Below are 24,448 nucleotides of genomic sequence, written 5' to 3' on the forward strand. Positions count from 1 at the left end.
CGGATTTACCCCTCGCCCTGCGTCACCTGCTGGGCGCGCTGTCGGGTGTCGTCGGTCAGGGCCGCCAGACCGCGCATGGTGGCGGCGATCTCTTCGCTGGCCGACGCGTTGGCGTGGGAAATGTGGGACAGTTCCATCAGCGTCTCTTCGATGGCGTCCACGCTCAGGCGCTGGCGCTCCACCTCATCCACAATGGTCTGCGACAGGCGGTCCGTCTCGGCGATGGTGGCTGAGACCTCTTGCATCCGCTGGCCGACCGCCGCCGCGACCTCCAGGCCGCGCGCGATCCGTTCATGGCTGCGGCGGGCCAGACTGGCGATCTCTTGCGCCAACCCCAAGGTCTGCTGCGCCAGGGCGCCGACCGCCCCCGCCACCACGGAAAAGCCACGCCCATGCTCGCCCGCCCGCGACGCCTCAATCGAGGCGTTCAGCGACAGAATGTTGGAATGAGCCGCCAGTTTGCTGATGGCGACGGTCACACGGTTGATTTCGTTGCTCATTTCGGCGATTTCGCGGACCGCTTCGGCCATCGCGCCGATGTCGGCCAAACTCTCCGCCAGCCGATCGGCGGAATCGCGTGAACGCTCCTGCCCGGTGCGCGACACGGCGGCCACCGCCGTCATCGCCTCGCGCGTGTCCAGGAAAGACCGGCGCAGCCGCTCCACCGAGTTCATTTGGCCATGCGCCCCGTCCGACACCTGGGCGATGGCGGCGGCGGCCTGCCCGGTGGCGATGGACACCTGCATGGTCGCCTGCACCACCGTGTCGGACAGCGAGCGGGTGTCCTCCAACGCCTTTTTGAAGCGCTGCATCGCCTTGCCCAGATCGGCGACCTCATCGTCGAATCGGGTTTGCGGCACCGAGACGGTGACGTCGCCATCGGCCAAACGGCCCAGCGCCTCCGTCATTCGGCGCAACGGCAGGATCACGCCCAGCCGGACAATCGCCACCACCACCGCAAAGGCCAGCAGCGACAAACCGCCCGCGATGGCGCCGATGCGCAGGCGTTCGCGATTCAGCCGATTGACCCGCGCCTCCACCACATCGATGAACTGGCTGTTGGCGGCGCTGTAAAAATGATCGATGGCGTCAAAGGTCGCGGCGAGCAGCCCCGGCTTGCTGTCTCCATTGTCCAGCATGGTCATGGCGTGGCCCATCATCAGGCCGAAGGGCTGGAAGGTTTCGTTCAGCGTGTCCGCCATCGCCGGGTTGCCCTGCGGCCCGGTGGCCGACGCGATCGCCTCCTCAATGTCTTGCAACAGGCTCTCGATCCGACCGCTGAGCAGCTCGATTTTCCCGCGCGCCGACTCCTTGTCCTGAATGTCGGCGTTTTCCCCGCCGCGCAGTTCGATCAACAACTCCCGCAAATCAGCCAGACGCAAAACAAACACGTCCCCCAGATAGAAGGAGGCCATTTCCGGATCCAGCGGAATGCCGGAATGGTTGGCGACCAATTGCGCCAATTTGCGCAAGGCCCGCCGCGCCTCGACCTTCATCGGGCTGCGGTCCTTGGCGCGGACCAGCGCCTCGACCTCCAAAGACAGATCGTCGGCGCCCAGAATGGCGCCGTAACGCTCCCGCAACTCCACCAGGCTTTGGGCCAAGCCGCCGCTGTCAAGCCGCTCCCGCAGCACCAACGACCGGCTGATCGCCGCGTGCACCTTGTCGATGCCGCGCAGATACGCCGCCCCGTCGGCTTCCCAGCGGGCTTGCGCGATCAACACGCTTTTGGACTCATTCTGACTCCACAGGCCATAGCCGATGGGAATCAGAAACAAGCAGGCGGCCAACCCAAGGCGGGTCGCGATGCTCAAACGGCGGAGCATGGGTCCTCCCTTTCACCGCTGCGGCGGTCCGGGTTGGCGTGAGGGGGCGGTTCCAGCCAATCCACCGCGCGGGCGAACAGGGCCGGGGTGTCGAGCGCGAACATGACGCTGCCCGCGCCGATCACCGCCGCTCCGGCGATCAACGCGTTTCCTTCGATCAACGGGTGCAGGCGTTTGAAGAACACCTCGCGCCGCACCGCCAGCCGGTCGATCATCAGCCCGATCTGCGCGTCGCCGTCATCGGCCACCACCACGGTGCGGCGAACGGTCGGCGCGTCGGCGGACGGCGCGCGCAACCCCAACAGCGCGCCCAGATCGACCACCGGCAGGAAACGCCCGCGCAAGGACAGGCTGAGCCGCCGTCCGATCCGGCGCAGCCGGTCCGGCGTCACCTCCACCACCTCGCGCACCGAGCGTTCATGGATGGCCACCATCTGCCCGGCGACCTCGGCGGTCAGAACCCGCTGCATGGCGGCGGACACCGGAAATTCGATGGTCATGCGGGTGCCAAGGCCAGGGCGGCTGTCGATGGCCAGATGGCCGCCCAGCTTCTTGATCGCCGTCAGCACGATGTCCATGCCGACGCCGCGCCCGGAGGTCGCCGTCACCTCGTCACGGGTGGAAAAGCCCGGCAGCAGGATCAGGTTCAGCGCCTCGCCGTCGGGCAGGGACGCCGCCTCCGCCGCGCCGATCAACCCCTTCGACACCGCCTTGTCGCGGACGCGAGCCACGTCGATGCCGCCGCCGTCATCCTCCACCTCGACAATGGCGAGGCTGGCGGTTTGCCGGGCGCGGATGCGGATGGAGCCTTGCGCCGGTTTCCCCGCCGCCGCCCGCCGTTCGGGCGATTCGATGCCGTGATCGACGCTGTTGCGGACAATGTGGGTCAAGGGATCGACCAGCATCTCGATCATCGCCTTGTCAACCTGGACGTCTTCGCCCGCCGTGGTCAAGGCGACCTCCTTGCCGACCAACACGGCGGTGTCGCGGATCGGGCGCAGCAGGCGGGTGAACAGCGTGCCGATGGGCACCACGCGCAGGGCGATGGCCCCCTCGTACAATTGCCGCACCGCGCGGTCGAGGCGCCGCATCTCGTCGTAGGTCGCGCGGGCCGCCGGGTTGGTCGGGCGCGCGCCCTCCTCCCCCAAACTGAGAGACAGGGCGGTCAGGCCAAGCCGCAATTCGCCGATCACGTCCATGAAGCCGTCGATGGCGGCGCTCGGCACCCGAACCATCGCGTCGGCGGGACGCGGCGCGGCGGCGGGCGTGGTTGCAGGTGCGGCGACGGATGGCGCGGCCATTTGGGCGGCGACCGGAGCGGCGGGCGAGGACGTAGGCGGATTTGGAACCGACGGCGCGGTGGCGGTCGCGGCCAGCGCCGGAAGGAGAACGGGGGCCGGGCCGGGCGTCGCTCCACCAATCTCAGCCCCCGGCGTGGCGCTGGCGTCGGTGACGCGGATGGAGCGCACACAGGCGCGGCCCGGATCCAGCTCCGCCAATTCGCGGGCGAAGCCTGTGGGGTCGCCACGCACCGCCACCACATACTCAAACATGCCGCCGCGCAGATCCAGGCGCGAGCGGTTGTACAGGCAGCGCTCCTGCCGCAACCGTTCGCTCACGGCCTCGGCAACCGCCGGATCATGCTCCAGATCCAGCAGAACCAGCAGCAGCGCGCCGCCGTCGGTCTCGGCCACCGCCATCCGCATCAGGATGTCGGCGGGCCATGCGTGGGCGTGCTCCACCGGCAAGGCCACCGGGGCGTCTTCGGCGACCACCCCCTCGGTCCCCAGCCAGCGGTCGCGCAGCGCGGTGATCTCGTCGCGCGGAATCTCCATGCCGGAACTGACCGAAATGCCGGTCAAGGCGCAGAGATCGGCCAGATCATCGACGTCCGGCGTCTCTTCCCCGCGCAACAGGCGGGCGGCGATCAGATCGGCCAGCTCCGCCCCGGCCTCGACCTCCAACCCGACGAACAGGCGGGCGGCGTGCAGCCAGACGGCGGGGTTTTCGGGGGTGGATTTCAGCGCGCCCGCATGCTCCAGCAGCAGGTCGGCGAACAACCCCTCCAGCGCCGCCGACAGGGCGAAGGCCCCGACGCTCTGCCCGCTGGCGCTTTCCACCCCGCGCAGCCGCAGCACCAAATCCAACCAGCCCCAGCGCCCGGCGGCCCCACCGGCGATCCGCAACGCGGCGCCGACGATTCCGTGCAATTCGGCGGGTTCCGCCGCCTCGGCCAGCGCCAGCGCCGCGTCGCCCGGATCCTCGGCGTCAATCGCGCCGATCAGGCCCAGCACCGCGTCCTGAATCGCTTCCAACACCGACGGATCAACCGTCAACGCCGGAGCGGCGGGCGGGCGTTCCGGGGCGGCGACCGCGTTCGGGACGGGAGACGGGGCCGATGCAACCGGCGCAACCGGGGCGGCGACCGGAGCGACCGGCGCGGCGGCGGGCGCGCCGCCGGTCAAATGGGTTTTCAGCCGGGCGACGATGGCGCCGTTCACCGGCTGGTCGGTGCGCGTCGCCATGGCGGTGTCTTGCAGGCGGCGCATCTCGTCCACCGCCTCCAGCAAGGCGCTGACCAGATCGGTGCTGAGCGTCGTCTTGCCCGCGCGGACCAGATGCAGCACGTCTTCCGCCGCGTGCGCCACCGTTTCGATGCAGCGCAGCGCCAGCGCCGCCGAACCGCCCTTGACCGAATGGAAGGCGCGGAACAGCTCGTCCACCCGCGCCGGATCAACCGGGCTGGCGGCCAAAATGCTTTCGATGGCGGCGAGATACTCGTCGAGTTCCGCGCCGAACAGCGACCAGAATTCCTCGATGGGATCGTCCAGGTCGCTCATCCCTCTCTCCCCGCCATGGCGGCCAACCGTCGGCCAAGCGCCGCCGGTTCGGCCACCTCGCTCGCCAGCCCGGCCTCGATGGCCGAACGCGGCATTCCCCAGATCACGGCGGTGGCCGGATCCTGCACCAGCACCGGCGCGCCGCGCTGGGCCAGCGCGCGGGCGCCGTCGCAACCGTCGCTGCCCATCCCGGTCAGGATCACCCCCACCGGACGCCGCGCCGTCAAGGCGGCGGAGCGGAACAGAATGTCGGCGTTCGGGCGGTAGACCGCGCTGCCGCCGTCCAGCAGCCGCAGGGCGAAGACGTTGGGGCGCACACGCGCCACCTCGCCGTTGCGCCCGCCGGGCAGCAGATAGACGGTGTTGGCGGTCAACTCCTTCCCGTCCTCCGCCTCGACCACCGCGACTCCCAGGGTCGAGGCCAGCGAATCGGCCAAGCTGCGGCTGAACACCGCCGGAATGTGTTGGGCGATGACGATGGGGGCGGAATAGGGGCAGATTGGACGCAGAAAATCCGGCAAGGTCTGCGGCCCGCCGGTCGAGGCCGCGACCACCACCAAATCGGGCGCGCCAACCATGGTGACGCTGCGCAGCGGGGGCGCCGCTGTCGGCGACGGGGCGGCGGCCCTGCCCTCGCCAACCGGCGACGACACAGGCGCGCACGAGCGCTCCGCCGACCTGTCAACCGCCGGGGCCAACGGCTCCGCCGGGCGCGGCTTGGGCGGCGGGCTGTCGCGTCCGGTCAGAATGGCGGCGGCTACCGCCAGCTTGCTGCGCAGCAGCTCGCCGACCTGGGCCAGATCGGTTTTGAAATGCTCCGACGCCTTCGGCACAAAATCAATGGCCCCGGCGCTGAGCGCCGACAGGGTCAAGGCCGCGCCTTGGGTGGTGAAGGCGCTGACCATGATGACCACCGGCGCGCCGCCGCGCGGCGGGCGCACCCGCTTCAACACGCCGATGCCGTCCAGGCCCGGCATGTCGAGATCCAGCGTCACCACGTCGGGCCGCAGGTTGCGGATCGCCTCGACCCCGGCCAAGCCGTCATTGGCCTCGCCCACCACGGTGAAACCCGGCGTGTGGCCGACGATGTGGCGCAGCGAGGCCCGCATGAAGGCGGAATCGTCGATGATGAGAACGCGCAAGGCTTTCGGATTCGGCAGCGTCAGCATCAGGCCCCCGCCCGTTGCGCCGCGTCGGCGTTGACCAGATCACGCAACAGAGCCTCGCCGGTGATGACGGAATAGGCGTGATCGTCGCGGCGACCGATTCCATCAACGCCGGGCGACGGGAACCATTCCGGCTCCGTCACATCCCGGCGCAACGGCAGTGGGCGGAGGATTTCGTCCACCCGCAAGGCCAACGACCCGACCGACGACGACAAAACGACGAAATCGGCGCGTTCGGGCAAAATCTCCGGCTCCGCCAGATCCAGCACGGGAACCACCGCGCCGATCACCTCGACCGCGCAGCGGATGCGCCCCTGCGCGCCCGGCACCCGGAACAGGCGCTGGCGGTAGAGAATGCGGCGGACGTCGGCGTAGCTGGCGGCGAAAGAGCGACCGGCGATGGTGAAAATCAGATGCATCGGCCCGACAGACGCGTCGTTCGCCTCGGCCGCCACACTGTTGGACGGCCCGCCGCTCGCGGCGGAAGTCGGCGCGACCGGGGCCGACGGCACATCGCCGATCCCATCGGCGCCCAGCACGAAGGCCCGCCCGATCCCTTCGATCACGGCGGCGGAGCGGCATATCCGACCCGGCGGAATCCAGGGCGCCGACCCGAACGCCGTCGGGTTGCGGAATCCCAGAACGCTGTCGGCCAGCAGACCGACGGTTCCCGCCGGACCATGCAGCAAAATCACGTCGCCCCGACGCTCCGGCGGTTGATCGAACAGATTGGCGGGATCGACCACCGGGATGAAACAGCCATTGTGCAGCAGCACCGCCGCCACCAGCGGCGTCGGATAGCCGGGTTGGTCGAGAATCGGCTCCTCGACGATCTCCAACACGTCGGCGGTCGGACAGCAATAGGTCTGCCCGCGCCGATCAAACACCAAAACCGGGGTCAGGGCGGCGCCGTCTTGCGTGGTTGCGGCGATGTCAGCGACCATGTCAGCGGCCTGCCGGGCGGTCATCGGCGTTCCCCTTGACGAACAGCCCGGTTCCGTTGCGGAACAGGGGTTGAAAGCCGAACTGCTGCGGGTCGGCGGGCGGCGCGCTGTCCCCCGGCCCCAGCAGCAGCAACCCACCGGGACGCACCGCCGCGCCCAACGCGGCGAAGGCCGCTTGGCGCGCGGCGTCATCCATATAGATCAACACGTTGCGGCAAGCCACCGCGTCGAAAAACAACGGCGCGGGCGGCATTTTGAGGATGTTGTGCTCGGCGAAGCGGACCACGGCGCGGATCGGGTCGGCGACGCGGCGGCGGCCATCCTCGGTCAGCGGCAAATCGGCCTCGTCCTCCGCCCCCACCTGACGGCAGGGCGACATCGGGCCGGTGCGGTACAGCCCCTCGCGCGCCACCGCCAGCGCCGAACGGGAAATGTCGGTGCCCAGCACGCTGACATTCTGGCCCAGACGGCGCAGCGTGATCGCCAGCGAATAGGCCTCCTCCCCGGTGGCGCAACCCGCCGACCACAGGGCCAGCGTCGCGTCGGACCGGGCCGGAGCGCTGGCGTCGCACAGCAGGGATCCCATCAGCGCCAGTTGGCGGCGGTCGCGGAAAAAATAGGTTTCCCGGTTGGTCGCGCCGTCGATCAGCCGGGCGACCAGCGCGTCGCGTTCCACCCCGCTGGCGAGCGCCGCGCCCGGTGGCAGATGGTCGCAGGCGTCGATCAACCGGGCGCCGACCGGCCCGGCGGGGTTGGCGCCAATCAGACGGCAGGTGTCGAGCGCCAAGGAGGAGGCGACGATGGGAGGGCGCGCGGGCGGCGGATCCAGCGGCGGCAGGGCGGCCATCAGCCCTCCTCGGGCGGGGCCAGCGCCGCCCGCATCGCGGACAGGATGGCCCGCCCGCTGACCTCGACCAGATCGGCGCTGACCGCGCCCGACGGTTTGGCGACGACGGCGGCGGCCCCGGCCATCAGGCAGGCGCGGCGTTCCGCCGATCCCGGCCCGGCGATGGACGACACCACCACCACCATCGCGTCGCTGACCGCGCGGATGGCGGGCAAGGCGTCCAAGCCGCCCATCACCGGCATTTCCAAATCCAGCAAACACAGATCGGGCCGCAGCTCCCGCGCCTGCTCAATCGCCGCGCGCCCGTCCGCCGCCGTGCCGACCACTTGCCAGCGCGCCGCCCCATCGGCGTCGCGGTCGCTGTCCAACAGCCGGGACAACAGGCTGCGCATCATCGACGAATCGTCGGCGATCAGCACGCTTGGCGCGACGGCCCCCGGCATCACGCCGCCTTGTCCGAATCGTCGTCGGCCTCGTCATCGCCCAAATCAATGACCACGCCGCCGTCGGTCGCCGCCGGATCCGACGCCTTGCGCCGCCGCCCGGATTCGGCCATCCGCCGCGTGCTGTCGGCCAGCCGGGTCAGTTCCACCATGGTGGCGGAAATTTCCTCGCAAGCGGTGGCGTTGGCGTTGGCGGTTTCGGTCAGGCGCTGCAAGCTCGCCTCGATCTGCTGGAGCACCGCGCCCTGCTCCTCCATCGATTTGGCGATGTCTTCGGACAGGCTGTCGGTTTCGTTGATCGAACCCGCGACGCTGTTCATCACCCCGCCAACGTCGGTGGCGATGCTGACGCCGTTTTGGATGCGCTCGCCGCTGTCGGCGGCCAGAAGGGCGATTTCCTGAGCCAGATCGGCGGTTTGCTGGGCCAGATTGCCGACCTCTTCGGCGACCACGGAAAAGCCACGCCCATGCTCGCCCGCCCGCGCCGCCTCGATGGCGGCGTTCAGCGACAGGATGTTGGAGCGGGTGGCCAGCTCGCTGATGCTCTGGGTGATGGCGTTGATGCGGGCGCTGGTGACGGCGATTTCCTGAACCGCGCCGGTCATCGCCGTCATCTGGGTCAGTCCCCCGGCAAGCTGGGTCGCCGCCTTGCGCGAGCAATGCTTGGCCGACAGGCTGACCGACGCGATGGTGCCGATGATCGCCGTGGTGCGCGACACCGAATTGGTGATCGCCTCGACCGACTGCATCTGACGTTGGGAGCCGCCGGACACCTGCTCGACCGCCGCCGCCGCCTGGCTGGTCGCGGCGGCGACCTGTTCGGCGGTGGATTGGGTGCGGCGGGCCAACTCGTCCGATCCGCGCAACGTGTCCTTCAAAAGCTGGACGGCGCGGGCAATGTCGCCGATCTCGTCGCGCCGGTCCAGCCCGCGCACCCGGCGGTCAAGGTTGCCGCCCAACAGCGCCTTGGCGGTGCCAATCAACGTGTGCAGCGGGCGCACCACGGTCAAGCGCAGCAGCAGGAAGGCGAACAGGAAGGCCCCGGCCAGCGTCAGCCCGACGATGCGCACCACCAGCGTGCTGGCCGCGTCGGAATTGGCCGACGTCGCGCGGGCCTGGTTGCGCGCCTGTTCTTGCGCCTGTTCGATCAGCCTGGTCATCAAGCCGTCGAACTCTTCGACCGACGCGGTGACGGCGCGGCCCAGATCGCGCAGCGAGTCGGGCGGCGCTCCGGCGGCCAGGGCAAATTTCGCGGCGACCAAGGTGTCGATGCGCTGGCCCAGCCGGTCAAACCCCTCGCGCGCCACCTTCAATTCTCGCGACAGGCTGGGCAGGTTGCGCTCCGCCTCCGTCATCTGGGTGATGAAGGCGATGGATTCCTCCTTCAAACGCCCGGTGGTCTGGCGGGCGCGCAAACCGCTCGGCTCGCTCAGCGTCTCGAAGGTCAGACGGACGGCGTTCATCGCGGTCGCCCGCGCCCGCGCCATCCAGACGATGCCGACCGCGTCATGGTCGATCAGGCTGATGAGTTCGCTTTCGGTGTCGTCCTGGATCTTGTTGATCCGGTCAATCCCGACGAACACGACCACCGCCAGCACGGTGAGGATCAGCAGAACCTTGCCGATCAGCGGCACAGACAGGGCCGGTTTCATCGCCATCCCCCCAAAATCAGGTCAGTTTGCCAAGGGCCGCTTCGACCCGAACCTTCAGATCCTTGACCGCCACCGGCTTGCGCAAGAACAGCCGGACCCCGGCGGCGATGGCCGTCTTGACCGAGCTTTCCTCGGCGTTGCCCGTCACCATGATGATCGGCAGCTTGGCGGTTTTCGGGTTGCCGCGCAGCATCTTGAACAGCGTCAGGCCATCGGTGCCGGGCATGTTCCAATCCAGCGTCATCAGGTCGAATTCGGTGGTCAGCACCGCGTCGATCGCCGCCACCGCCGACGTGCATTCGGTGACGTTGCGCACGCCCAATTGCGAAAACGCGTAGCGATGCAGGCGGAGCATGCTGTCCTGGTCATCGACGCAGATGACCTTGAGTTGATCGGCCCGAGGCATTCCTTGCCCTTTCGGTGCGAAGATTGGCGAGATGACGCAATGTCTCTAAAGACACGGGAAATCTTAATAAAATGCGAAACACTTGGCGCCAGGGCTGCGGTAAATTCACACAGAATGTGACATGACCTTGCGCGCGCCGCGCAAGACTCCGATCACGGCGGCAACCAACTGACCATCCAGGTGTCGAATCCCTGCGCCTCAGCCTCTTTGGCCAAGCGTTTTGCGTGCGTCGCGTCCTCTTGCGGCCCCAGCGTCACCGTCAGCCAGCCCGTCGCGTCGGGCGGATCGGCGACGACGACGACCGGGGTGAAGCCCTTGGCCGCCACAGCGCTGGACAAGGCCCCGGCGCGGGATTCAATCAGAAAGCGCCCGACCGCCACCGAATAGACCATCGGCGGGGCCGGATCTTTGACGGGCGCGGCGACGGGCGGCGGCGGGACAGCGGCGGCGACCTGCCCCGAATCGGCGGGCGCAAGGGCGGGCGCGGCGGGCGGCGCGTTGGACGCCTGCTCCAGCAACGGCCCGCGCAGGTCCGAGTTGGGCGGGGCGGATGGCGGTTCGCCGAAACCAAAGCCCTTGACCTTCACCGTCTTGATCGCGGGCACCGCCTCGCCGCTGGGACTCGGCGCATTGGAACTGGGGGCGTTGGAGCCGGGGGCGCTGGGGTTTGCCGGAGCGGCGGGCGCGGCGGCAGGGGGGGTGGCGCGGGAGCGGCGGCGGGAGCCGGGGCCGAGGGCGTCGGCGCCGGAGCCGGAGCCGACAAGGTCGGAGCCGGGGGCAAAACCGGGATCGGCGGCGCGGTGACGGACGGCAGCGCAAGAGACGGCTTGGCCATGGGCGGCGCGTCTGGAACTCCCACCAGATTGGCGCCGACCACCATCCCGAACAGAAAGGTCAGAAGACCGAACAGCAACACGGCCCCGATGAGGAGCGGCAACGAACTGCGCAACGCCGCCATTCATCGCCCCTTCGCGGCGGCGGCGGACGTCGGAGCCACCGACGGCGCGATTGACGACGATGCGGGCGCCGCCGACTCGGCGCGCGGTGGGCTGACCGCTGGCGCGACGGGTTTGACGGCCTGGGCCGGTTCCGCTGAGGCGGCTTTTCCCGATCCACGGTCGCCCGACGCGGCCCCCGTCGCAGGCAAAGGCGGTTGCAACCGGGTCGCCTGCGGCTTTTCGGGCGCGACCGAGGCGCGCTGGTCGCTGAACATGCCGCGTTGCAAGCCAACCCCGCCCATCTGGAGCTTCTGCCAGGGGATGAAGCGCTCGTCGGGCAATTGCGCCTGCTGGCGGAAGGCGGCCATCGGCTGATAGGTGCCGGAATAATTGCTCCACCAGTCGAGCTTGCCGCCGTCAAACCGCATGGTCCCGGCGTAGAGCACCGGACGCCCGGCGGCCAAACCGGCGTGACCGCTGCGAGCGGACACATAGGTGTGCTGATCGTTGCGAGTGTTTCCCTGCACCCGAACGAAATTGTAGGTGCCGTTGGGCCGGGTCCGCAGATTGCGTTCGGCGCTGCTCAACAAAAACTCGTCGCCTTGGCTCCGCACCAACTCATCCCCAGCGCTCGCCCGCTCGCTCTTGCCCGCGCGCAGCGGCGTGAAGGTGGCCATCCGCTGCACGGTCGCGCCGCCCCCGGAGGCAGCCCCAGAGGCGGGCCAGCGCGTTGGCGGCGGGGCGAAGCGTTTGGGCGGATTGGACATGCGGAACCCAGCGATGGGAAACTCGCCCCAGTATAGCGGAACCACCCAGCCCCGCAACCGCAGCGCCGCCTCACACTTGCGTCTGGAACTGCCCGGCCATGTTGATGCTGATGGAGCCGCCCCAACTGCACAGGCATTTGCTGCCATTGTCCAGGGTTGGCATCTTTCCGATCATCACCGTGGGAATGCCGGGCATCCAGGGGGCCGCCGTCATTGGGATGCAGGGCATCGGCGTCAACACCCCCAGCGCCGCCGCCGTCGCCGCCGCGACCATCGGGTTGGCCATGCTGTTGCACATGCCAAAGGGCAGGATGTTCACCATCGGCTTGTAATCCATGATGTTGGCGGCGGGAACGCCCCCGGCCATCACGCAATTGGCGGGCAGAACCATCAGGCTGCCCGGCGCCACGCCGAAGCTGCACTGGACCAACGCCCCCATCACCACCTGCATGCCCATGGCGCGCCTCCCGCTTTCGTCTCACTTGCCCAACAAACGGCCCAACAGCGACGTCTTGGCCGGAGCCGCCGGATCCTCGAAACGGGTCGGCCCCTCCACCGCCACGCCCGCGCGGAACAGCGTGCGTTCGGCGGGCGCGCCGCCGGGGTGGAACTCCAGCGACTCGCCGTCGGCCAGCCCATCCTTGTAGGGGGTGCGGCGACGCGGCGTCCCGTCGGGGAAATATTCGGTGGTCGGGCCGTGCTGGCGGTCGTTCTCATAGGCCATGCTGACCAGCGGCGCGCCGTCGGGCGAAAAACACTCGGTCAGGCCATGCTTGCGCCCCTGGACATAGCGCACGACGGAGGCCAACCGACCGGCCAGATCATAGCCGCGCAACGCGCCGTCCAACTGACCGGCGGCGTAGGTCAGTTCGGTTTGCAGCCGACCGTCGCGGTAGATTGTGGCGGGGCCGTCCGGTTGACCGGCGCGGTAGCCCATCCGCATCTGCACGCGTCCATCAGCGGCGTAGGCGATGAAAGGCCCATCCATCGCCCCGTCGGCGTTGAGATGGGCGACCGACAGCAAACGCCCATCCTCCGCGCGGGTTTCCACGCGGGTCAGGCCGGGCGGCGGAGCCTCGTCGTTTGGAAGAGCGGCGGGGTCGGAAAGTTGGGTCATCGTCCGTTCGTTGGGTTCAGTTCAACTGAATCAGCCCGCCCTTGACCGTGGTCATGCCGCCGCCGTCGATGGTGGCCTGGGCGCTGCCCTTCACCGTCACCGTCGCCCCGCCCTGAAGCGTCGCGCCGGTGTCGGCCTTCACCGTGGCGTTCATGCCCTGCAAGGTCGCGTCGCTGGTCGCCTTGGCCGTCAACGCGGCGGAGGAGGTGAGGTTCATCGCCTGCCCCGAACTCATCGTCAGCCCCTTGCCCGCCTTGATGGTCACGGCGCCGCTGGCCTCGATGGTGATGTCGCCGTCGACCTTCAGGGTGTAATCCTTGGTCACGTTTTGGGTGAAGGCGTCCTTGTTGGTGCGGGTTTCCGCCCCCTCCACCGTCACGCCGCGCGTGCCTTTGACCGAATGGGTCTCGTTGCCCTTGGAAATCGCGGACGTTCGGTTGCCTTCGGTGACGGTCAGCGTGTCGTTGCCCTTGGTGATGGTGACGGAACGGTTGCCCTTGTTCAGAGTCAGTTTGTCGTCGGCGGCGTCCACCGTGGTGGTGCGGCTGTTGTTGATGAGGACGGTCATGTCCTTTTGCGCCTGGACGTAGATCTCCTCCGAATCCGCCTTGTCTTCAAAGCGGATTTCGTTGAAGCCCTTGCCGCCTTCGGAGCTGTTGGACTTGATCGTGCTTTTGGTCTGATCGTCGGTCAGGGTGTAGGGCGTGGTGTTGGTGCCGTTGTAGACGCAGCCGGTGATGATCGGTTGGTCGGGATTGCCGTCGAGGAAGCTGACGATCACCTCCATGCCGACGCGCGGCAGGAAGAAGCTGCCCCAGCCCTTGCCCGCCCAGCCCTGCGCCACCCGCACCCAGCAGGAGCTGTTTTCGTCGTTCTTGCCCAACTGGTCCCAATAGAACTGAACCTTCACCCGGCCATACTGGTCGGTGTAGATCTCCTTGCCCGATTTGCCGACAACGATGGCGGGCTGGGTTCCGGCGATGCGCGGCGCGACGGCCCGGCGCGGAGGGCGGTAAACGGTGGCCGAGGGCAGCGCGGAAAAGCGGTTGTCATACTCCCGGTAGGTCGCGCGGTGCTGGACCGCGTGCAACACCCACTCGGCGTTCAGATCGGCGCGCGGGTGGCCGGACAGGGTGAATTTCTGCCCCGCCGTGAAGCCGCGCACGACGCTGGCCCCGCTCAGCCGCTTGGCGTCGGCCTGCAAGGCGGCCAAGCGGACGCTGGCGAAGCCGTCGCCCTGCCCCTTGCTGGTGTAATTGCCCGGATAATCATAGATTTGCGGCGCGCCGGACTTTCCGGTGACGCTGGCCTTCAACTCGGTCGCGGGCGTGATGAAGTTGTAATCGTCGGCCTGATAAGCGCCGCTGGTGACGGCCTGCTCCAACGAGCAACTGGTCACATGCGCCCCGTCCACCCAATCCTTGCCGCCCGGCAGCGCCATGTACGGCACCGGCGACACCCCCGCCACCGCCGTGAAGGCGGAGGAATCATCGGCCAACACCAAGGTGTGGGTTCCCGCCGCGTGGGTGAAGAAATAGCAGATGCCCTCTTCCTCCATCAGCCGCGAGACGAAGTTCAGGCAGGTCTCGCCATACTGCACGCAGTAATCGCGTTTGGTGTAGGTGGCGGTCGTCGAATCCTTGACGTCGCTGTAACCCAGCGTCGTGAACACTTTTTTGATGATCTCGACGGCGGTCATCGTCTGGTAAATGCAGTTGTCGCTGCTCAGCCTCAACATCCACAGCCAGGGGCGCAATTCGGCGACGTAGGAGGTCGCCGTCTGCACCACGCGGACGCACAGCCCGTCTATGATCCGCTTCGCCCCCGCCCCATCGACCAGCGTCACCGTCAGATGCGCGCCGACCAGCTTGGACAGATCCAAATCCTGCGCGCCGCTGGACGACTGCATGACCAGCGTGAAGTCGAACAGGTCGGAGACATACTCGCTGCCGCTGAACTCCGTCAGGATCAGCGCGTCCTTGCCCAGCGGCGTGCTGACCGACAGCGAGGCGTTGTCTTGCGTGGTGGCCTTGTCGCTCACGATGAGGCTTTCACAAGGGGGGCTTTCACAGGGGGGCGCTTAAACGCGGCGAATGGCGGGACCGTCGAAGGTGTAACGCAGCGCGCCGAAGGCGTCGAGATCGACATGAACCGACTCCAGCGGCGCGCCGGTCGCCAACCGGGACAGCAGTTCCGAGGACAGATCGGGCAGCAGCGTGTTGGTCAGCAGGTGATCGATGGCCCGCGCGCCCGCGTCGGTCGCCGCGCAGCGGGCGGCGACACGGGCGACCACCGCGTCGTCATAGGTCAGTTCCGCCCGATGGGTGTCCAACAGGCGTTCCTGCACCCGCGCCAGCTTCAGCCGGACGATGGCGTGAATGCGCGGTTCGTCCAACGGCACATAGGGAACCACCACCATGCGGCCCAGCAGCGCCGGTTTGAAATGGCGCGTCAGTTCGGGGCGGATCGCCTCGGCCAACCGATCCGCCGCCGTCACCCCGCCCGCCGCCAGCCGGGCGATGGTGTCGGACCCCAGGTTGGACGTCAGCAGGATCAGCGTGTTCTTGAAATCGACCACCACCCCTTCGCTGTCCTCCAGCGTGCCCTTGTCGAACACCTGATAGAACAGCTCCAGCACGTCGGGATGGGCCTTTTCCACCTCGTCCAGCAGCACCACGGAATAGGGGGCGCGGCGCACCGCCTCGGTCAACACGCCGCCCTTGCCGAAGCCGACATAGCCCGGCGGCGCGCCCTTCAGGCCGGACACCGAATGGGCCTCCTGATACTCCGACATGTTGATGGTGATGAGGCTGCGCTCCCCGCCGAACAGCAGATCGGCCAGGGTCAGCGCCGTTTCCGTCTTGCCGACGCCGGACGGCCCGACCAGCAGGAAAACGCCGGTCGGCTTGCCCGGCTCGCCCAACCCGGCGAAAAAAGTGCGGATGCGGCGGGCCACGGCGTCGAGCGCGGCGTCCTGCCCGACCACCCGCTCCGCCATCCGCTCGCGCAGGCCCTGGGCCGCGTTGCGGTCGTCGACAATCATCCGCCCGACCGGAATCCCCGTCCAGCCCGCCACCACCGACGCGACGGCGCGGTGATCGACGTCGAGCGGGACCATCGGCTCCCGGCCCTCCTGCATCATGTCCAGTTCCAGCCGCAAGCCGTCCCGCTTGGCCCGCGCCCGCAGATAGGCCTCGCCGGAAAGGTTGGGGAGTTCATCCTCCAGCGCGCGGATGCGTCCGGCGATTTCCGTTTCCTGCTGCCAGCGGGCGTTCAGCCGGTGGCCTTCATCCTCCGCCGCGATCTGGGCGCTTTCCAGTCGGTCAATCCGCTCGTCATGATCGCGGCCCGAAACGCTTTCCCGTCTCAGCAAGGCCAATTCGGCGGCGTGGGCCTTGGCGCGGCGTTGGGCCTCCTGCAAGGCCGGGGGCGGGGCGGTTTGCGCCAGGGCCACGCGGGCGCACGCGGTGTCGAGCACCCCCACCGCCTTGTCCGGCAATTGCCGGTCGCTGATGTAACGGTGCGACAGGCGGACGGCGTGCTCCACCGCCTCGTCCAGAACGCGCACGCCGTGATGCGCCTCCAGCGTCGGGATCAGGGCGCGCAGCATGGCGACGGCGGTCGCCTCGTCCGGCTCCGCCACCTTGACCAGTTGGAAACGCCGGGTCAGCGCCGGATCCTTTTCGAAATAACGCTTGTACTCGGCCCAGGTGGTGGCGGCGATGGTGCGCAACTCGCCGCGCGCCAGCGCCGGTTTCAGCAGATTGGCGGCGTCGCCCTGCCCCGCCGCGCCGCCCGCGCCGACCAGCGCGTGCGCCTCGTCGATGAACAGGATCACCGGGTTGGCGGCGGCGGCGACCTCGGCGATCACCCGCTTCAGCCGGTCCTCGAACTCGCCCCGCACGCCGGCGCCCGCTTGAAGCAAGCCAAGATCAAGGATGCGCACCGACACCCCGCGCAAGGACGGCGGCACCGCCCCCGCCGCCACCTGCTGGGCGAAGCCCTCCACCACCGCCGTTTTGCCGACGCCGGGATCGCCGGTGAGGATCGGGTTGTTCTGCCGTCGCCGCATCAAAATGTCGATGACCTGCCGGATTTCGGCGTCACGCCCGATGATCGGGTCGATCTTTCCGGCACGGGCCTGCGCGGTCAGGTCGATGGTGTAGGCGTCCAGCGCCGGGGTTTTCGACGGCCCCGCCGCCGCGCCTGAAGCCGACGCCGCAGCGGTCGCTGGGGCGGCGAATGCGCCGGTCGGCCCGCCCTGATCCTCCACCCCGCCGCGCAACAGGTTCGGCAACTCTTCCAGCAGGGCGCCGCGCGGGACGCGGACCAGCGTCGGCGCGGCCTCCAGCGCCATGCCGCGCAGCAGGTCATCATCCAGCAGCGCCGCCAGGATCGCCCCGGAGCGGATCGCCGCCCCGCCCAACCGCAGCGACGACACCACCCAGGCGCGTTCCAGCAAGCGCAACAGATGCTCGGAAAAGGCCGGGGTCTGCCGGTTGCCGCGCGGCAGCCGTTCCAACGAGCGCATCAGGTCGGCGGACAGCCCCCCGGCCTCGACCCCATAATGCCGCAGCAGGCGGGCGACGTCGGAGTCGGGCAGCGCCACAAGGCAATGCAGCAGATGCTGCACCTCCACCGCGAAATGGGTCTGCGTCAGGCAAAGCTGGGCCGCCGTCTCAAGCGCGCGCTTGGCCGTGGGGTTCAGTTTGCCGATGAGGGGCTTCAAGGGGGACATGCGAGGAACCGATCTTAAAAGCGCCGACGATCACCGCAAGACGCGCGGTCGCCCAGCAACAGCAATTTTTTCAGCGGGCGTCATGCGCGTGGGTCCGCGCAACCGGCAACGCCACGTCCCGCAACGCCCTGTAGGTGTTGTAGAGTCGATCCGACGTGGCGTCGAACCATGCGTCGAAGTCGTTGCGGCGACCGACGTGCAACGCCTCACGCCTTGACATTTTTGCCGTCTGATTGATCGTCCAGTAGCTTATTTCGTCAAGATACCGATTCAACATGCGACGCGACCACCAGTATCGGAGGCTGAAGAGGAGGTTTGCTCATGCGGGCGCTCCAACGCGTCAAATCTTCCGATAGAAATCCCGTGGCCCCCGGCTGGCTCCCGCTCCCAACGCGTCGTCCACCCCCGCCGCCTTGACGACGTCCCCGGCGAAGGCGGTGCATTGGCGGCGCGCCAGGCTGAATTGGACGTTGCCGCCCCGGTATTCGGCGATCTTGGCCATCGCCTTGTCCGCCTGCTCCGCCGAAATCGGGATGCTGCGGGTGCGCACGCCGGGCTTGGCGAAAGCGCTTTCGTCGCGGTGGACCCGCCCCGGCACGCCGGTGGTCAGACGGCCCAGATCGCGCTTGGCGTCCAGTTCGGACAGGTTGGCGGGGGAAAAGCCCCAGGCTTCGCGTTTGCCGCCGGGCCGCTCGACGGCGACGAAGCCATGCCCGGCCATCGCGTCGGGCAAGCCTGATTCCTGGTGCAGATAGGCGCCGACGATCAGGCGGTAGCCCGACCCCACCGCCGCCCCGGCTTTGGGTTGCCCGACGTTCGATTGGGACGACGGAAGCTGGCCCGGCTTGGGCGCGGCCATCTTGGCCTGAAGGCTGGGCGCGACGACGTGCGAGGCGGCGCGCAGGCCCATCCGGTCGGCCTCCGACTCCAGCGAGGGATCCTGCACCACGGCGATGCCGTTGCCGAACGGGTTGCGCACCCGGCCCGACCGTTGCTGGACCACATGGGTCAACTCATGCCCCAGCAATTGCTGGCCCTGCGGGGTGTCCGGGTTGTACTGCCCCGGCGCAAAATAGAGGTTGGATCCAAGCGTGAAGGCCAGCGCGCCGATGGACGGCGCCTCCGCCCCGACATGCACGCGAACGTCGGAAAAATCGGTCTTGAAAAAGGATTCCATCTTCTGCCGCACCGACTCGGGCAAGGGCCGTCCGCCCGCCCCCATGCGCAGCAGGCCTGAGGGCAGTTGCTGCGCGTTGCCCTGCGCCATCGGCTGCGCCGTTCCCGTTCGGCCCGCCATCGGCAGGCGCGGACCAGACGCGGCGAAGCGGCCCTGTATGACGCGACCTGACATTCCGTGATCCCGCAGAGCTTGAGACGGCATGGAACACACCTCCCGCACGTTGTCCCATCTTCCCGGAGCGCGCGCGGCCTGTCAATGCGCCGTCATCGGCTTTCAGTCCGCCGCCATCAACCGACCGACGCCGGTGGAGCGCCGCAGGTTCGACAGCATGTCGGCGGCCAGATCGGCTTCCCCGGCGAAAGTGCCGCGCGGCTCGCCCGGGCTGTCCTGCGCCAGCAGGGCGGCGGCGGCGCGGCTCAGCGTGTCGGCGGCGTCCGGGTTGTGGGCCAGCAGGACGCCCAGCGTGTCCATGGTGATCTCGCCCACCAGCGTTTCGGCGCGGCAGCGCACGGTTTCCCCATGGGTCGTGCCAAGCAGCAGGGCGTCCATGCCGACCAAACGGCCCGGCCCCAACGGGACGGGGGGCGGGGCCGCCGCGCGCCCGCGCGGGGCCTCGGCGGTCATCAACCCTTCGATGACGATGTAAAAGGCCACCGCCGCCTCCCCCGCCTGGACCAGCGTCAGCCCGGCGGGCAGGCGGCGTTGGCGAATCTCCGCCGCCAGCACGCGGCGGTCGGCCTCGGCCAGGGCGCTCATCGGCGCGGTGGTCGCCAGCAGCCGGGACAAGCTGTCCGCGTCCATGGTCCGCCCGGCGAGGCTCGTCGGATCGCCCGCCGCCTGTTCCTGCTTCGGCCAAGCCGGGCGCAGACCGGCGCGGTCGAGATGGCGCAGAATATGCTGCAAAATCAGGCTGCGCACGCGGTAACGCCGGTCGATGGGCGGGCTGAAAAACACCGCATACTCGACCCCATGCGGGGTGATCGCCCGCACCCGGCTGTAGGGCGGCGGCGCGTCGGGCAGGGCGTGGGGCAGGATCGCCTCGATCGCCGCCGCCTCCAGAATGCGCAAGGCGCGCTCCGTCGGCACGCTGGCGTCGAGCGTCACCGTGGTCATGAACTCGAACCACGGATTGGGCAGCGAATGGTTGGTGATGGTGGACGCGGCGATTCGGCTGTTGGGGACGATCACCAGATTGCCCGCATCGTCGTTGAGCCGGGTGCTGCGCCAACTGATTTCGGCGATGCGCCCCTCCAACACCGTGTCGCCCGCCTTGTGCAGCACCACATGGTCGCCGATCTTGATCGGGCGGTCGAGGTTCAGCGCCAGCCCGGTGAAGATGTCGAGCAGCAATTCCCGCAACGCCATGCCCAAGACGACGCCCGCCACGCCGGACGCCGCCCACAGGACCGTCAGATCCTGTTTGAAGACGAAGCCCGCGATGGCGCCGAAGGACAGCAGGAAGATCAACAGGCCCGACAATTGGCTGAGCAGGCGCGGCACCGGCGCGCCCAGCGCCGCCGCCACCAACCCGTCGAGCAGGACATACTGCACCACCCGTTGCAGCAGCATGCCCAAGGACAGGATCAAGCCGATGCTGAGCGCGTAGCCCAACACGCGCCAACCGCTTTCCAGCGCCTCCGCCCCGGCGGCCTGATAGGCGCTGCCCTCCAGATACAAGGCGCCGCCCAACAGCAGACACCCGGCCAACGGCAAAAACAGCTTGTTCAGCCGGGATATGATGGTCGGCACGGGCATCGGGCGGTCAGGCTCCTCACACGGTCAAATCACAGGGTCAAACAGGGTCAGACGAGCCGGAAACGGCCAATCTGGTCGCGCGCCCGGTGGACCATGCGGGCCAGATCCTCCATCGTCGCGCTGATTTCCTCGGCGGCGGCGGCGTTGCCCTCGCTGCTGGTCCGCAGTTCGGTCAGGCGTTGGGCCAACTCCTGCACGGCGGCGGTCTGCTGGGCCATCGCCGCCGAAATCGCCTGCACAGCGGCGCCGCTGTCGCGCGCGGCCTCGGCGATGCGGTCGATGGAGCCGCGCGCCTCGCCCGCCGTCGCCACGCCGTCGCGCACGGTGTGCGCCGATTCGGCGACGATGCCCTCAATGTCGCGCACCGCCAGCGCGGCGTCTTCGGCCAGACGCCCGATCTGCTGAGCGACGATGCCAAAGCCCATGCCCTGCTCGCCCGCCCGCGCCGCCTCGATCCCGGCGTTCAGCGACAGGATGTGCGTCTTGTCGGCGATGCGGGTGATGGTTCCGGCGATCCGTTCGATCCGGTCATGGGCGTTGGCGATCCGGCCCACGGCGTCGGACAGTTGGGCCAGCTTGCCGCGCCCCTCGTCCGCCAGGGTGGCGGTGACGGTCGCCAGATCGCGGCCCCGGTTGGCGTTGGCGGCGATGTCCTCCACCGACTGGGCGGTCTGCGTCACCGCCCCGGCGACGGCGATCAGGCTGACCAACTGGCGATCCGATTCCTCGGCCACCTGCCGGGCGGCGGCCGATGTTTCGGTGGCGGCGACGGCGATCTGTTCCGTGTCGCCCGCGACGTTGCCGATCAGCTCACGCAGACGCTCCAGCCCCCGATTGACGTTGCCCTTCAAGATGGCGAAATCGCCCTGGTAGGATCCGGCGACCGTCGCGGTCAGGTCGCCGTCGGCCATCCGCCCGGCCAGCGCGCCGACCTCCCCCAACAGGCTGACCAGCGCGTCGAGGCTGCGGTTCATGTTGGCCTTCAGCGCCCGCAAATCGCCGTCGTAATGGCCGGTCATCCGGCCCTTCAGATCGCCAGCGGCCAGAAGCTGCATGACGCCGACCACCTCATACAGCGGCTTGGTCAGCGTTTCGATCAGAAGATTCAGCCCGCCGACCAGCGAGGCGTATTCGCCGTGATGCTGGCCCTTTTCGGCGCGAGCGGCCAACGCCCCGGCCTGGGCCGCGTCCACCAGGGCGCCAAGATCCTTGGCCAACCCCTTCACGGCGACAATCGTCGCCTCGGTGGCGCGGGCCATCTCGCCGATGTCGTCGGTCCGCTCGGTCATGCCGACGGTCACGTCCAGATCGCCCGCGCCGACCTTGCGCAAGCTGCCGGTCAGTCCGGCGACCGGGCGGGAGATCAGCGTCTCCACCAACCACATGCAGACCAGCGAAAAACCGATGGCCAGCGCCAGACCGATCAGGATGACCGCCCGGCCACGGGTGGCGACCTGCTTGGCCTGCTGGCTGGTTTCCTCGCTGGAGGCTTGCGCCAGCCGCACCAATTCGTCCAGATCGTCGCTGAAACCCAGGAACAGCCGGGTCGCGTCCGCGACCTGCGCGTGGGCGTCGGTGTTCTCGTTCTTGCGCGACAGCGCCAGAGTCTTGTCGCTGCCGGTCAGGTAGGTGGCGTAATCGCGGGAGAAATGGCTGTAGCGCTCCCGCTCCACCGGGTTCTCGATCAACGGCTCGTAACGCTTGCGCCACGTCTCGATCTCCGCCCGCAGACGGGAGATCTCGATGTCGAGTTCGCGCATCTCCTGAGAGTCGGTGGACAGGATGTGCCGCAATTCCGCCGCCCGGTGATCGCTGGTCGCCGTGTTGACGGCGTTGACGGCGACCACGGCGGGGAGAATCCGTTGGGTGATCGTGTCGACGTCCGCCGTCAACAGCTTCAGCGCGTGCATGGCCACCCCGCCGAACGCGGCGAACAGGACGATCACCAGCAGGAAGGCCAGACGAAGCTTGGTCTTGATGGTCATGTTTTGGCAATCACGGACGGTTTCGGGGCAAAATCAGGGTGGGACATCGTGGTGGACGCTGGAACCGGATCGCTCCCGTCCCGCCATCCGGCGTCGACCCAATCCCGCCAGGCCGCCACCAACAGCCGCCGCACCGGCCAAGGCAACCCGCGCGGCGCATGATCCACAGAATCGTCTTTCAAACGGAACGTCCAGCGCCCAGTCGTCGCGTCGAACCGGGCCGCGTCGAACAGCGCCGCGACCACCGGGGGCGCCCCCTGAACGCTCCGCCACGCCGCCGCGCCGCCATCCAGGGCGTTCACCCGATCCACGCGCAACGGATGCCGACGCCAACGGCCCGGCCCGGCCAGACGCACGCGGTCGGCGGCGCCCGCCGCCTCATCCGCCCCACGCCCGGCGCCCCCGCTCGTCACCTGGGCGACCAGCGCGAGGGGAATCGCCACGGCCACGCCCTCCCGCTCCACCACCAGCCAGCGCGGTTGGCCACCGCCCGAATCGCGCGTCGTCAGCGTCGCGGCGGCGGACTCGGTCGCCGCGTCGTCCGCCGGAGACCAGCCAAACAAGGGGCCGGGATCAACCACCCGCAAGGGCGGGGCGTCGGCGCGGCGCCACCAAACCGATCCCCCGCCATCGGGATGGCGCACCGCGAACAGGGCGTCCGGGGGGCAGCGCTCCACCCCAATCGCGCGATCAACCAGCAAGGCCGCGCGTTCCCCCGGCGCGTCGCCCCGCAGCACCACCGCGTGCCCGGCCAGCCCCCGCGCGCCATCGCCTCGCTCGGACAAGGTCCGACCGGGCAACAACCCACCGCCGACGGCGACCAGCCACGCCGACGAATCGGGCAGCGGCGCCACCGGCTCGGCCCGTTCGATCCGGTCCAACCGATCAAGCCGCAACGCCAGCTCGCCGCCGCCTTCTTGGCTCACCCGCAACAAGGAACGCTCCGCAACCTGCGGCGCGCAAACCGAGGGGGCCGCCGATTCGACACGCCCCACCACGCGGAAGCCGCCACACCAGGGCAGCAAATCGGCAAGCTCCAGGACCGGCGCGCTGTCCTCGCGCGCCCACCGGGCGTCATCGACGCGCAGCGCGACATCTCCGACGACCGTCGCCACCACCACGACCACACGCCCGCGCCGACCGGCGCCGGATACGCTGGAGGATTCCGACCCAAGCCCCAACGCGCCGACAAGATCGACGCAGACCACAGGGGAATCATTGACGCTGGCGATCCCATCGACCCAAGGAACCACAATCGGCAGGGGCGTGACCGGCCCGGCTTCGGCGATGGTCCGCACGCTGGCCACCGGCACGGCCCAAACCCGCCCGGCAACCGTCAGCCACACGGGCAGAGACGCCGTCGCCAGCGCCGGCGCCGTCCCAGCGGCGGACGCCAGCGCATCCGAGACCCCTATCGCCATCCCCCGCGCCAAACTTGACCCCGATCCCCGTTGCCGCCGGAGAGACAAAGCGCCACCGACGTGTTGAGCGACAGACTAGGGCAACCCACGTGTTATCCAAGCGCAAATTCGCGCCGACAACACCGAAAGTCGGCGGCTGTCACGAGCTGTTCACAAAGCTCCGACCGCGCGCCGACGTCGCCACCTGGCCCTCACGTCAGCGGCGGCGGGACGCTGCGGCTGGGACGACGGCGATCAAAGGCGGTTTCCTCCACGGTTTTTACGCCTATTGATTGTTCTCTTGCCAATCGCCTCCAGCCTCACATCTTAAGGGTGCAAAAAGGCGTCATGGGTTTCCCCTATCGACAGAGGTCTGTTCCTGCGTCACCATCACAAAATTGGCTGTTCTGTTCAAAAACGGCGCCGTCCGATTGATGGGCTTGG

General features: G+C 68.6%; 20 protein-coding genes. 1 reads left to right on the plus strand and 19 read right to left on the minus strand.

Translation table 11 applies throughout. The features are described from left to right. Nucleotides 1–5: 5 nt before the first annotated feature. From D3877_RS12320 to D3877_RS30220, 9 genes are all read right to left on the minus strand, one after another. Nucleotides 6–1,826 (minus strand): methyl-accepting chemotaxis protein, encoded by a 1,821-nt coding sequence (locus tag D3877_RS12320; protein ID WP_119831101.1) that lies wholly within the window; start codon nt 1,824–1,826, stop codon nt 6–8. Then, a complete protein-coding gene (locus D3877_RS12325; protein ID WP_119831102.1) occupies nt 1,811–4,666 on the minus strand; it encodes a chemotaxis protein CheA in 2,856 nt (951 codons plus the stop codon). Before D3877_RS12325 ends, D3877_RS12320 begins: the two co-directional genes overlap by 16 nt. Continuing rightward, nucleotides 4,663–5,835, minus strand: coding sequence for a chemotaxis-specific protein-glutamate methyltransferase CheB (gene cheB / locus D3877_RS12330; RefSeq protein WP_119831103.1), 1,173 nt, complete (start codon nt 5,833–5,835; stop codon nt 4,663–4,665). Before cheB ends, D3877_RS12325 begins: the two co-directional genes overlap by 4 nt. Further along, on the minus strand, nt 5,835–6,800 hold the full coding sequence (locus D3877_RS12335) for a chemotaxis protein CheW (protein WP_158599897.1): 966 nt from the start codon (nt 6,798–6,800) through the stop codon (nt 5,835–5,837). Before D3877_RS12335 ends, cheB begins: the two co-directional genes overlap by 1 nt. After that, nucleotides 6,778–7,623 (minus strand): CheR family methyltransferase, encoded by an 846-nt coding sequence (locus D3877_RS12340; protein ID WP_119831105.1) that lies wholly within the window; start codon nt 7,621–7,623, stop codon nt 6,778–6,780. Before D3877_RS12340 ends, D3877_RS12335 begins: the two co-directional genes overlap by 23 nt. Further along, nucleotides 7,623–8,066 (minus strand): response regulator, encoded by a 444-nt coding sequence (locus tag D3877_RS12345; protein WP_119831106.1) that lies wholly within the window; start codon nt 8,064–8,066, stop codon nt 7,623–7,625. Before D3877_RS12345 ends, D3877_RS12340 begins: the two co-directional genes overlap by 1 nt. Beyond that, on the minus strand, nt 8,066–9,724 hold the full coding sequence (locus D3877_RS12350; protein ID WP_119831107.1) for a methyl-accepting chemotaxis protein: 1,659 nt from the start codon (nt 9,722–9,724) through the stop codon (nt 8,066–8,068). The genes D3877_RS12345 and D3877_RS12350 overlap by 1 nt, the downstream gene beginning before the upstream one ends. A 10-nt stretch (nt 9,725–9,734) precedes the next feature. Beyond that, nucleotides 9,735–10,124, minus strand: a complete 390-nt coding sequence (locus D3877_RS12355) for a response regulator (RefSeq protein WP_119831108.1) — start codon at nt 10,122–10,124, stop codon at nt 9,735–9,737. 152 nt (nt 10,125–10,276) lie between these two features. After that, nucleotides 10,277–10,729 carry an SPOR domain-containing protein gene (locus D3877_RS30220; protein WP_199720786.1) on the minus strand — a complete coding sequence of 151 codons (453 nt, stop codon included), beginning with the start codon at nt 10,727–10,729 and terminating at the stop codon, nt 10,277–10,279. Here D3877_RS30220 and D3877_RS30225 point away from each other — a divergent pair. After that, a complete protein-coding gene (locus D3877_RS30225; RefSeq protein WP_199720787.1) occupies nt 10,701–10,928 on the plus strand; it encodes a hypothetical protein in 228 nt (75 codons plus the stop codon). The two genes, D3877_RS30220 and D3877_RS30225, sit on opposite strands and share 29 nt — an antisense overlap. A gap of 154 nt (nt 10,929–11,082) precedes the next feature. On the opposite strand, the gene D3877_RS29405 is transcribed toward D3877_RS30225, so the two are convergent. The 10 genes from D3877_RS29405 to D3877_RS12405 all read right to left on the minus strand — a co-directional run bounded on the left by D3877_RS29405 (nt 11,083) and on the right by D3877_RS12405 (nt 24,025). Beyond that, nucleotides 11,083–11,829: a hypothetical protein gene (locus D3877_RS29405; protein WP_147395179.1), complete on the minus strand. Its 747-nt coding sequence runs from the start codon at nt 11,827–11,829 to the stop codon at nt 11,083–11,085. A gap of 70 nt (nt 11,830–11,899) precedes the next feature. Next, a complete protein-coding gene (locus D3877_RS12370; protein WP_119831109.1) occupies nt 11,900–12,286 on the minus strand; it encodes a DUF4280 domain-containing protein in 387 nt (128 codons plus the stop codon). 21 nt (nt 12,287–12,307) lie between these two features. Next, nucleotides 12,308–12,946: a toxin-antitoxin system YwqK family antitoxin gene (locus D3877_RS12375; RefSeq protein WP_119831110.1), complete on the minus strand. Its 639-nt coding sequence runs from the start codon at nt 12,944–12,946 to the stop codon at nt 12,308–12,310. Nucleotides 12,947–12,962: 16 nt separating this feature from the next. Then, the gene (locus tag D3877_RS12380; RefSeq protein ID WP_158599899.1) at nt 12,963–14,987 is read right to left on the minus strand and encodes a type VI secretion system Vgr family protein; all 2,025 of its coding nucleotides are present in this window, start codon (nt 14,985–14,987) and stop codon (nt 12,963–12,965) included. Between the two features lie 39 nt (nt 14,988–15,026). Continuing rightward, nucleotides 15,027–17,684 (minus strand): type VI secretion system ATPase TssH, encoded by a 2,658-nt coding sequence (tssH, locus tag D3877_RS12385; RefSeq protein ID WP_119831112.1) that lies wholly within the window; start codon nt 17,682–17,684, stop codon nt 15,027–15,029. Nucleotides 17,685–17,754: 70 nt separating this feature from the next. Next, a complete protein-coding gene (locus D3877_RS29855) occupies nt 17,755–17,904 on the minus strand; it encodes a hypothetical protein (protein WP_158599901.1) in 150 nt (49 codons plus the stop codon). Nucleotides 17,905–18,024: 120 nt separating this feature from the next. Then, nucleotides 18,025–19,035, minus strand: a complete 1,011-nt coding sequence (locus D3877_RS12390; RefSeq protein WP_199720788.1) for an eCIS core domain-containing protein — start codon at nt 19,033–19,035, stop codon at nt 18,025–18,027. Between the two features lie 102 nt (nt 19,036–19,137). After that, nucleotides 19,138–20,619 carry a mechanosensitive ion channel family protein gene (locus D3877_RS12395; protein ID WP_119831114.1) on the minus strand — a complete coding sequence of 494 codons (1,482 nt, stop codon included), beginning with the start codon at nt 20,617–20,619 and terminating at the stop codon, nt 19,138–19,140. 47 nt (nt 20,620–20,666) lie between these two features. After that, a complete protein-coding gene (locus tag D3877_RS12400; protein ID WP_119831115.1) occupies nt 20,667–22,604 on the minus strand; it encodes a HAMP domain-containing methyl-accepting chemotaxis protein in 1,938 nt (645 codons plus the stop codon). After that, on the minus strand, nt 22,601–24,025 hold the full coding sequence (locus D3877_RS12405) for a chemotaxis protein CheW (protein WP_119831116.1): 1,425 nt from the start codon (nt 24,023–24,025) through the stop codon (nt 22,601–22,603). Before D3877_RS12405 ends, D3877_RS12400 begins: the two co-directional genes overlap by 4 nt. Between the last annotated feature and the right edge of the window lie 423 nt (nt 24,026–24,448).

Source organism: Azospirillum cavernae, assembly GCF_003590795.1.
Classification (GTDB): Bacteria; Pseudomonadota; Alphaproteobacteria; order Azospirillales; family Azospirillaceae; genus Azospirillum; species Azospirillum cavernae.

Excerpts from the sequence above, each read along its gene's own strand:
- D3877_RS12320 (WP_119831101.1), bottom strand. The coding sequence starts at position 1,826 with ATGCTCCGCCGTTTGAGCATCGCGACCCGCCTTGGGTTGGCCGCCTGC.
- D3877_RS12325 (WP_119831102.1), bottom strand. The coding sequence starts at position 4,666 with ATGAGCGACCTGGACGATCCCATCGAGGAATTCTGGTCGCTGTTCGGC.
- cheB (WP_119831103.1), bottom strand. The coding sequence starts at position 5,835 with ATGCTGACGCTGCCGAATCCGAAAGCCTTGCGCGTTCTCATCATCGAC.
- D3877_RS12335 (WP_158599897.1), bottom strand. The coding sequence starts at position 6,800 with ATGACCGCCCGGCAGGCCGCTGACATGGTCGCTGACATCGCCGCAACC.
- D3877_RS12340 (WP_119831105.1), bottom strand. The coding sequence starts at position 7,623 with ATGGCCGCCCTGCCGCCGCTGGATCCGCCGCCCGCGCGCCCTCCCATC.
- D3877_RS12345 (WP_119831106.1), bottom strand. The coding sequence starts at position 8,066 with ATGCCGGGGGCCGTCGCGCCAAGCGTGCTGATCGCCGACGATTCGTCG.
- D3877_RS12350 (WP_119831107.1), bottom strand. The coding sequence starts at position 9,724 with ATGGCGATGAAACCGGCCCTGTCTGTGCCGCTGATCGGCAAGGTTCTG.
- D3877_RS12355 (WP_119831108.1), bottom strand. The coding sequence starts at position 10,124 with ATGCCTCGGGCCGATCAACTCAAGGTCATCTGCGTCGATGACCAGGAC.
- D3877_RS29405 (WP_147395179.1), bottom strand. The coding sequence starts at position 11,829 with ATGTCCAATCCGCCCAAACGCTTCGCCCCGCCGCCAACGCGCTGGCCC.
- D3877_RS12370 (WP_119831109.1), bottom strand. The coding sequence starts at position 12,286 with ATGGGCATGCAGGTGGTGATGGGGGCGTTGGTCCAGTGCAGCTTCGGC.
- D3877_RS12375 (WP_119831110.1), bottom strand. The coding sequence starts at position 12,946 with ATGACCCAACTTTCCGACCCCGCCGCTCTTCCAAACGACGAGGCTCCG.
- tssH (WP_119831112.1), bottom strand. The coding sequence starts at position 17,684 with ATGTCCCCCTTGAAGCCCCTCATCGGCAAACTGAACCCCACGGCCAAG.
- D3877_RS29855 (WP_158599901.1), bottom strand. The coding sequence starts at position 17,904 with ATGTCAAGGCGTGAGGCGTTGCACGTCGGTCGCCGCAACGACTTCGAC.
- D3877_RS12390 (WP_199720788.1), bottom strand. The coding sequence starts at position 19,035 with ATGTCAGGTCGCGTCATACAGGGCCGCTTCGCCGCGTCTGGTCCGCGC.
- D3877_RS12395 (WP_119831114.1), bottom strand. The coding sequence starts at position 20,619 with ATGCCCGTGCCGACCATCATATCCCGGCTGAACAAGCTGTTTTTGCCG.
- D3877_RS12400 (WP_119831115.1), bottom strand. The coding sequence starts at position 22,604 with ATGACCATCAAGACCAAGCTTCGTCTGGCCTTCCTGCTGGTGATCGTC.
- D3877_RS12405 (WP_119831116.1), bottom strand. The coding sequence starts at position 24,025 with ATGGCGATAGGGGTCTCGGATGCGCTGGCGTCCGCCGCTGGGACGGCG.